The organism is Frankia sp. CoBUL1 (assembly GCF_978021245.1).
In genome coordinates, this window is the sequence record NZ_CDXDOS010000179.1 from 1 (window position 1) to 7127 (window position 7127).

At 71.8% G+C, this 7127-nt stretch carries 10 protein-coding genes; 5 read left to right on the plus strand and 5 right to left on the minus strand.

Annotation, left to right across the window (positions count from 1 at the left end):
• Together AC08OX_RS12905 and AC08OX_RS12910 are read left to right on the plus strand one after the other, a co-directional pair.
• The coding region (locus tag AC08OX_RS12905) for an amidohydrolase family protein (RefSeq protein ID WP_476608045.1) at positions 1-351 on the plus strand (351 nt) is incomplete at its 5' end.
• Positions 351-1025, plus strand: coding sequence for an iron-sulfur cluster assembly protein (locus tag AC08OX_RS12910; RefSeq protein ID WP_476608046.1), 675 nt, complete (start codon positions 351-353; stop codon positions 1023-1025). The genes AC08OX_RS12905 and AC08OX_RS12910, both read left to right, overlap by 1 nt.
• 108 nt (positions 1026-1133) lie before the next feature.
• On the opposite strand, the gene AC08OX_RS12915 is transcribed toward AC08OX_RS12910, so the two are convergent.
• Positions 1134-1391 carry an SDR family NAD(P)-dependent oxidoreductase gene (locus AC08OX_RS12915; protein WP_476608047.1) on the minus strand — a complete coding sequence of 86 codons (258 nt, stop codon included), beginning with the start codon at positions 1389-1391 and terminating at the stop codon, positions 1134-1136.
• A 569-nt stretch (positions 1392-1960) separates the two neighbouring features.
• Here AC08OX_RS12915 and AC08OX_RS12920 point away from each other — a divergent pair.
• Entirely contained in the window at positions 1961-2896 is a 936-nt protein-coding gene (locus AC08OX_RS12920) for a hypothetical protein (RefSeq protein ID WP_476608048.1), read from the plus strand.
• 20 nt (positions 2897-2916) lie between these two features.
• On the opposite strand, the gene AC08OX_RS12925 is transcribed toward AC08OX_RS12920, so the two are convergent.
• Positions 2917-3180, minus strand: coding sequence for a hypothetical protein (locus AC08OX_RS12925; protein ID WP_476608049.1), 264 nt, complete (start codon positions 3178-3180; stop codon positions 2917-2919).
• A 263-nt stretch (positions 3181-3443) separates the two neighbouring features.
• Between AC08OX_RS12925 and AC08OX_RS12930 the strand changes: the two genes are divergently transcribed.
• The gene (locus AC08OX_RS12930; RefSeq protein WP_476608050.1) at positions 3444-3872 is read left to right on the plus strand and encodes a TM2 domain-containing protein; all 429 of its coding nucleotides are present in this window, start codon (positions 3444-3446) and stop codon (positions 3870-3872) included.
• Here the strand turns inward: AC08OX_RS12930 and AC08OX_RS12935 are convergent.
• The gene (locus tag AC08OX_RS12935) at positions 3857-4435 is read right to left on the minus strand and encodes a TetR/AcrR family transcriptional regulator (protein ID WP_476608051.1); all 579 of its coding nucleotides are present in this window, start codon (positions 4433-4435) and stop codon (positions 3857-3859) included. The genes AC08OX_RS12930 and AC08OX_RS12935 overlap by 16 nt on opposite strands.
• A gap of 103 nt (positions 4436-4538) precedes the next feature.
• Between AC08OX_RS12935 and AC08OX_RS12940 the strand changes: the two genes are divergently transcribed.
• Positions 4539-6008: an MFS transporter gene (locus AC08OX_RS12940; protein WP_476608052.1), complete on the plus strand. Its 1470-nt coding sequence runs from the start codon at positions 4539-4541 to the stop codon at positions 6006-6008.
• Positions 6009-6159: 151 nt separating this feature from the next.
• Here the strand turns inward: AC08OX_RS12940 and AC08OX_RS12945 are convergent, their stop codons facing one another.
• Positions 6160-6384: a helix-turn-helix transcriptional regulator gene (locus AC08OX_RS12945; RefSeq protein WP_011436695.1), complete on the minus strand. Its 225-nt coding sequence runs from the start codon at positions 6382-6384 to the stop codon at positions 6160-6162.
• Positions 6381-6788 carry a hypothetical protein gene (locus AC08OX_RS12950; RefSeq protein ID WP_476608053.1) on the minus strand — a complete coding sequence of 136 codons (408 nt, stop codon included), beginning with the start codon at positions 6786-6788 and terminating at the stop codon, positions 6381-6383. The genes AC08OX_RS12945 and AC08OX_RS12950 overlap by 4 nt, the downstream gene beginning before the upstream one ends.
• Between the last annotated feature and the right edge of the window lie 339 nt (positions 6789-7127).

Below are 7127 nucleotides of genomic sequence, written 5' to 3' on the forward strand. Positions count from 1 at the left end.
CACGTGGGGATGCCCCGGCTGGAGGACTTCTGCTGGATCGCGACCCAGGAGACCAACGTATACGGCGGACTCGCGGTGGTCATGCACTTCATGTACTCGAAGCCGCGCTACTTCGCCCAGGTCATGGGCGAACTTCTCTACTGGATCGGCGAGGACAAGATCCAGTTCTCCTCCGACTACGCGATCTGGACGCCCAAGTGGCTCATCGAGAGTTTCGTCGACTGGCAGTTCCCCGAGGACATGGGGTACGCACCCATCACCACGGAGCAGAAGAAGAAGATCCTCGGGCTCAACGCCGCCAAGATGTACGACCTCCCGGTGCCGGCCGGGCTGCAGCTGGCAGGCGCGTGATGACCGTCGCGTCAGCCGTCCTGACCGAGGCCGACGTACGACGGCAGCTGGACGAGCCGATCACCGATCTGGGGTTCGTGCACTCGGTGTCGGTCGACGACGCCCGGATCGAGGTGCACCTGCGCCTGCCCACGGCCTTCTGTTCGCCCACCTTCGCCTACCTGATGGCCTCCGACGCCAAGGACATCCTGGTCGCAGTCGCCGGGGACCGGCAGGTGGTCGTGCAGCTCGACGAGCACCACGACTCCGGCCTCATCAACCGCGGCCTGGCCGCCGACGCCGGGTACCGAGGGACGTTCGGCCATGAGTCCGACGACTCGCTCGACGAGCTACGCACCACGTTCCGCCGCAAGGCGCACACGGCCGCGGTGGAGCGGTGCCTCGCTGCCTACCTGCGAGCCCACCCCGAGCTCCCCGAGTCGGATATGGGGGAGATCCGGCTCGGGGACCTGCCGGACGACAACCTCACGGTCGCACTGGTACGTCGACGCGCCTCGCTCGGGCTCGGCAGCGACCCGCGGGACGTCGTCCTGGTCGACCACGACGGGCGCCGCTACGGCCCCGAACAGGTTCCCCTGGCGCTCCGGTTCGCCCGCACGACGCGGATCTCGATCGAGGGCAACACCCATATGTGCCTCGGCCTGCTGCGGAGCCGGACCTGCGCCGGGGGGTGACCGCCGCGGTCAGCGGAGAGCGGGCTTTGCGCACCGCTCTCCGCCCGTGGTGGCGCTGGCTGACCGGGTGAGGATGATCCCGAAACCGCCCGGCCTACCGGCGAGGTCCTACCCGCGAGAGCCGCCCGGGGCCGGGCGGACGGCGCGTTCGGCGATCCGGATCAGCGCCCGCCGCGGCAGCAGCCGCCCACCCCGGGCCAGCAGCGCGTTGCGCCGGGTGATCTCGGCGGCGTTCGCGCGCAACCGGTCCTCACCGCGCGCGACGAGCACGAGGTCGGCGCCCCGGGCGGCGAACTCGCGGGCGAAGACGGCGCCGATGCCCGTCGACGCACCGGTGATCAGTGCGGTCTGCCCGCGGAAATCCACTGCCTCTCCCTACCACAGTTCTCCCTAGCGGCAGGGTGGCCCGGCCACGGGGAGGCGCGGCTTGCCCTGGCAGGTGAGTTATCCGCCTGTGAGTTATCCGACGGATCGCGGGTTGGCTGCGACGGCGGGGCGTCGAGGGAACAGGATCTGGACCGATGGCTCGACGACCGGGAACACCGCACCCCCGACCTGCCTGACCTGCGCCGCGACCACCTCACCGGCGGGGGCGGGCACGGCGGGGACGGACCCCGAGCTCGATCATCGGGAACGTCCGAACTGTCCGGGGCAGACCAGGAGCAGACTCTGATCAATCTGTCAAACCGCTGTACACCGCCCCCATCTTGCGCGGTAGCTTGCGACTGGTCACAGTGTTTGCCGGATCAGCTACGCACTGGGGTGAACCGTGCGGGTTCATCAGCATCATCGGCGTACGGCCGGCCGTGCCGACCGGCGGCGGCCCCAGCCACGGGACGACGCAACGAAGCATGGTCCCCGCCCGGTCGGACATCCGTCGCCGGGCTGTGACCGGTGCGCCACGAGGCGCCGGTGCGGAACGTGAGGGGATGGTCATGAACGGCGTGGAACTGTCGCCCACCCGGGCCTCGGACCGGCTCGGTCTGGCGTCCGCCGGACGGGCCGCGGCGGTACTCTCCCGGGAGATCACGTTCGCCGATCCCGATCCGGTGACGCTCACCGAACTCGACGACCGGCTGCACCGGTACGCCACGACCCTGTTCTCCGCCCCGCACACGACGCTGGTGGGCCCGGTCATCGCCGACTGGCGGCGGGTCCAGGCCGCCCTGGGACGGCGGCTGTCCCCGACGGTGCACGCCGAACTGACCCGGGTCGCCGGCTACCTGTCGTTCTCCCTCGGGATGCTGGCCGTCGACACCGGCGACGACACCTCGGCGCGGCGGTTCGCGACCCTCACCGAGCAGTTCGCCGCCCAGCTCGACGACCGGCTGCTTACCGGCACCGCGCACAGCCTGGACGCGGCGATCGCCTTCGTCACCGGACGCTACGCCGCGGCCAAGGCGGCCGCCGTCGACCATCCCTACCTGCACGGCTGGGCGGCGGCGGTGCAGGTCACCGCCGCCGCGGCCACCGGCGACGAGGCAGCCCTCGACGCCGCCCTGAACCGGCTGCGCCACCGGCCGACCGTGCTCGGCCTGCGCCATCCCGGCTGGCCCCCCTTCGACGAGGTCCGGGAGGCCTGCGTCGTCGCCGACGCGATGGCCCGCCTCGGGATGCCCGGGGCGCGGTCCGCCGCCTACACCGCGATCGACCTGACCACCCCGGCGACCCTCGACCGCGGCTGGGCGCTGGCGTCGCTCGCCGCCACCACGCTGCGCCGCGATCCCGCGGTGGCCCAAGCCGCTCTCCTCGAGGTGGAGGACATCCTCGACAAGCGCCCGTCGCGGGTGCTCGCCCTGAGGATGAACGAGATTCTGATGCTCACCTCGGCGCACGCCGAGCGCGCCTCGCGGCGGGCCGGCGCCGCCTGAGCCGAGCCCGGGGGAGCAGGTCACCGGGCCGGGCGGCCGGCCGCGGCGCGCAGCCGCGCACCGCGGCGCACGAGCAGCCGTTCGGCCAGCGCGTCGGCGCGTTCGATGTCCTCGAGGGTGGCCCGTGTGCGCCGCTCGACCTCCAGGATCGCCGCCAGTAGCTCGGCGGACAGCCGGGTGCGGGCGGCGACCCGGGCGACGCTGGGCGGCAGCGCGGGCGCGCTGCCCGGCACGGCGGGCCGGGCGGTGGTGGTCGGACGAGAAGTCAGATGCGCCAGAGCCATACTCCAGTGATATCGCGGCCGGTACGCACCGCAACATCTTGACTTCTCGGCGAATCCGGAATCAGCATTGCCCCACAGGGCATCCACAGGGCCGCGGCAGGTTACCCACCGGCTTGTCGACAGGTTTATCCACATAACGATCTTTGTGTGGTGAATGTCACATTCCTGAAGGTCGGGGAGGCCGGTCGCGGTTCCGGTATTCCGGTCCATTCACGTAACCGGATGATCCTGTTACAGTGTGCACCGACAAGATCGGGGGTCACATGACAGGGTGGGAAGATCCGCACCGGCAGCCGCAGCAGCCCGGGCCGGCCGGATACGAGCCGTACGGACAGCCGCCGCCTCACGGCCAGGCCGGCGGGCCGGGTCCGACGCCGTATCCGATCGGCCCGCCGCAACCCTTCCCGGGTCCCGGCCCGGGCCAGGGCTACCCGCCGGTACCGCCGAAGTCGGTCGCGGTCGCGCTGCTGCTGACCTTCCTGTGGCTGGGCGTGGGCCACATCTACGCCGGCAGGACCACCACGGGTGTCGTGCTTCTGATCGCCGACCTGTTCCTGTGGATGTTCTCCTTCTTCATCATCACACTGATCATCACCGTTCCGGTGTGGTTCATCGTGTGGGTGATCGCCATGGTCAGCTCCGCCTCGGCGGTCCAGGAGTACAACACCCGGCTCGGCTACCCGCGCGGCTGACCACCGCCGCGGGCGAGCAGGACGTCCACCAACCGGCGGGCGTCGGCGAGATCGACCGGGTCGGCGACGAACAGGATGCGGTACATCATCGGCGCCATGACTCCCTCGACGATCTCACCAACCCCGGGGGTGGGTTCACCGCGACGCGCGGCCCGTTCGACGATGATCCCGATCTGCTCGCGGATGTACAGGTCACAGCGGCACGCCGGCCGGTCGTCGCCGCAGGAAGCGACCAGGTCGCACAGGAACGCCCGGCCCGCGGGGGAGGACATCTCCTCCAGGTACTGCTCGCAGTAGGCGGCCAGATCGCCGCGCAGCGACCCGGCGTCCACCGGCGGGGTCTCCGGGCGCAGCCGCTCGGCGGCGACGTCGGCGAGCAGCTCGGTCAGATCCCCCCAGCGCCGGTAGACGGTGGAGGCGGTCACCCCCGCCCGGGCGGCGACCAGCGGCACCGTGATCTCGTGCCGACCCCGCTCGGCCTGCAGCGCGCGCACCGCGGCATGCACGGACTGCTGGACCCGCGCGCTACGCCCCCCGGGCCGCGGACCCTCGGACGGACTCACGCATCCAGCCTAACGCACATCCTTTGCGTTAACGCCGGGCCGAGGGTACCGTCTGGCGCTAACGCAAAATCTTAGCTTTAGCTGTCCGGTGAAGGGAAACCCGATGTCCTCCCAACCCATCGCCACCGGCCTTCCCGCCGGCCAGACCGGCCAGACCGGCGCCGCCGGTTACGGGACCCCGTCCTCGGCCACCGCCCCGGTACCGGCGGTGGCCCTGCCGCGGCAGGCCGCGGCCCGCGACGCCCCGTCCGACCCGGGCGCGGCGCCCCACCGGGGCAGGCTGTCCCCGCGCGCCGGATTCCTCCTGCAGACGTCGATGATCGGCTCGTTCCTCGCCGCGTCCTCGGCCCCCACCCCCCTCTACCCGGTTTACCAGGCCCGCTGGGGGTTCTCCCCGATCACCGTGACCGTCGTGTTCGCCGTGTTCGCCGTGTTCGCCGTGTTCGCCCTGGCCGTCCTCGCCGCGCTGCTCACCGTCGGAGCCCTCTCCGACCACATCGGGCGCCGTCCGGTGCTGCTCGCCGCCGCACTGGCGGTGTTCGCCACCGCCGGCGGGGTGGGGGAACTGACCGTCGGCCGCGTTCTGCAGGGCCTGGCGACCGGCGCCGCCAGTGGCGCCCTCGGCGCCGGCCTGCTCGACCTCGACCGGGCCCGCGGCACCCTGGCCAACGGAGTCGGCCCGTTCACCGGCCTGGCCCTGGGCGCCCTCGGGTCCAGTCTGCTCGTGGCCTACCTGCCCGCTCCCACCCGTCTGGTCTACCTGGTGCTGTGCGCGATCGTGCTCGCCCAGGCGGTCGGGGTCGCGGCGATGCCCGAGACCACACCGCGCATCCCCGGAGCGCTCGCGTCGCTGCGCCCGACCATCGGCGTACCCGCCGCCGCCCGCCGCGACCTGCTGATCGCCGCGCCCTGCCTGGTCGCATCCTGGGCCCTGAGCGGGTTCTACCTCTCCCTCGGCCCGAGCCTGGCCCGGCTCGTCGTCGACTCCCGCTGGGTCGTGCTGGGAGGTCTCGCGGTCTTCGCCCTCACCGTGACCGCGGCCCTGACGGTGCTGCTCGTGCGCGGCACCGCTGCCCGTACCGTGATGTTCCTCGGCGCCCTGGGCCTGCTCGTCGGCGTCGGTGTCACCCTGCTCGGCGCGGACCTTCCCTCCACCCCGACGTTCTTCGCCGGCACCACGCTGGCCGGTATCGGTCTCGGCGCCGGTTTCCAGGGCGGCCTGCGCGTCCTGATCCCCCTGGTCGCCCCGCACGAACGCGCCGGCCTGCTCTCGACCGTCTACGTGCTGTGCTACCTCGCCTTCGGCGTCCCCGCGGTCGTCGCCGGCTACCTGGTCACCCACCACGGGCTGCTGCCCACCGCCCGCGGGTACGGCCTGGTCGTCATGGCCCTCGCCGCGCTGGCGCTTCTCGGCCTGCTCACCCGCGCCCGGCGCCCGGCGCCTGACGATCCGGCGGATCAGCCGCCGGTCTTCGGCCAGCGTCCCGACTGCTGGGGCTACGCCAGCAGCGTGAAGTGCGGGATGCGGCATGCAGGAGGCATGGGCGCGGCCCGAGGTTGCTGGTCCGGGTGAGCTGTTTGCGGTGGAGGGCAGGACCGCTGTGGTCACCGGTGGTGCCGGGGGGAGCGGGGGAGCGGGCCGGTGCGTGCCGGTGATCGGCGATCTGTCGACGGAGCGGGGTGTCGATGTTGGAGTGACTGGGGCGCGTTGGCCGAGGTCGAGCTCAGGGCCGATCGGTGGCGGTGGTTGTCCCTGACCGGTCGGGGATGAAGATCTCCTCGATGGCCAGGCTGAAGATGTCGGCGAGGGTGAATGCCAGGAGAAGACTGGGGTCGTACCGTTCGGTCTCGATTGCGTTGATGGTCTGCCGGGACACCCGGCATCGGTCGGCCAGGTAGGCCTGGCTCCACCGGCGTTCCGCCCGCAGCACGCGCAGCCGGTTCTTCATCGGCGTAGACGGGTGCGCAGGTCTGCGATCAGCAGCCACATCGCCACGCCGCCGATGGTGATTATCTGGGCGAGCTGGCGTAGCTGGACAATGCCGGCGGCGTCGAGCAGGGCGGCTAGCTGAAGCCCTACCAGGACTGCCGCGAAGGTAATCGCCATGCTCTCCACTTGGATCTTGCGCTGGTACTCGTCGGCGCGGCGGAAGGCGCGCAGCAGTACCCATGCCACGGCGAGCGTGAACGCGCCGCTGGCCCCCAGCCACCAGGCCTTCTGGGCGGCGGTCTGGTCGGGGCCGCTGCCCAGGGCCAGAGCGATCCCGCCGAGGGTGGCGACGGGGAGACCGTCCAGGAAGATCGCCCTGCGGGCGGCGCGTGTCACGTTGTCCCGCCGCGTCTCATCAGTCATGTCATCGGTCATGGCATGACTGTAAAGTTGACTTTCCATCAAGTCAAGTTCGCTTGTCATGGGCGGCCCTGGGCGTCGACGTAGGAGAAGTGAGAGGAGACCGGCGTGGTGTCCCCGCGCGCCTACCTGGCCCATCTCGCGCAGACCGGCCCCGCGCTCTGGCCATCCTCGACCTCGCCGGGCCAAGCCGCGGCCCGGTTCTAACGCCGCCAGGGGGAACGCGACCCGGGGCGCGGCGCCGGCTCGGTCGCCGCCCAGATCCGCCGCCACCGCGCCGTCGGGGTGTTCGGGGCGCCACGCAGCCGCGCGGAGACCGCCGCCGACCCCGCGGCCCCACCC

Bases quoted from the DNA above. Each gene is read 5' to 3' on its own strand.
- AC08OX_RS12950 (WP_476608053.1), bottom strand. From the start codon at position 6,788: ATGACTGATGAGACGCGGCGGGACAACGTGACACGCGCCGCCCGCAGG.
- AC08OX_RS12930 (WP_476608050.1), top strand. From the start codon at position 3,444: ATGACAGGGTGGGAAGATCCGCACCGGCAGCCGCAGCAGCCCGGGCCG.
- AC08OX_RS12910 (WP_476608046.1), top strand. From the start codon at position 351: ATGACCGTCGCGTCAGCCGTCCTGACCGAGGCCGACGTACGACGGCAG.
- AC08OX_RS12920 (WP_476608048.1), top strand. From the start codon at position 1,961: ATGAACGGCGTGGAACTGTCGCCCACCCGGGCCTCGGACCGGCTCGGT.
- AC08OX_RS12925 (WP_476608049.1), bottom strand. From the start codon at position 3,180: ATGGCTCTGGCGCATCTGACTTCTCGTCCGACCACCACCGCCCGGCCC.
- AC08OX_RS12945 (WP_011436695.1), bottom strand. From the start codon at position 6,384: ATGAAGAACCGGCTGCGCGTGCTGCGGGCGGAACGCCGGTGGAGCCAG.
- AC08OX_RS12940 (WP_476608052.1), top strand. From the start codon at position 4,539: ATGTCCTCCCAACCCATCGCCACCGGCCTTCCCGCCGGCCAGACCGGC.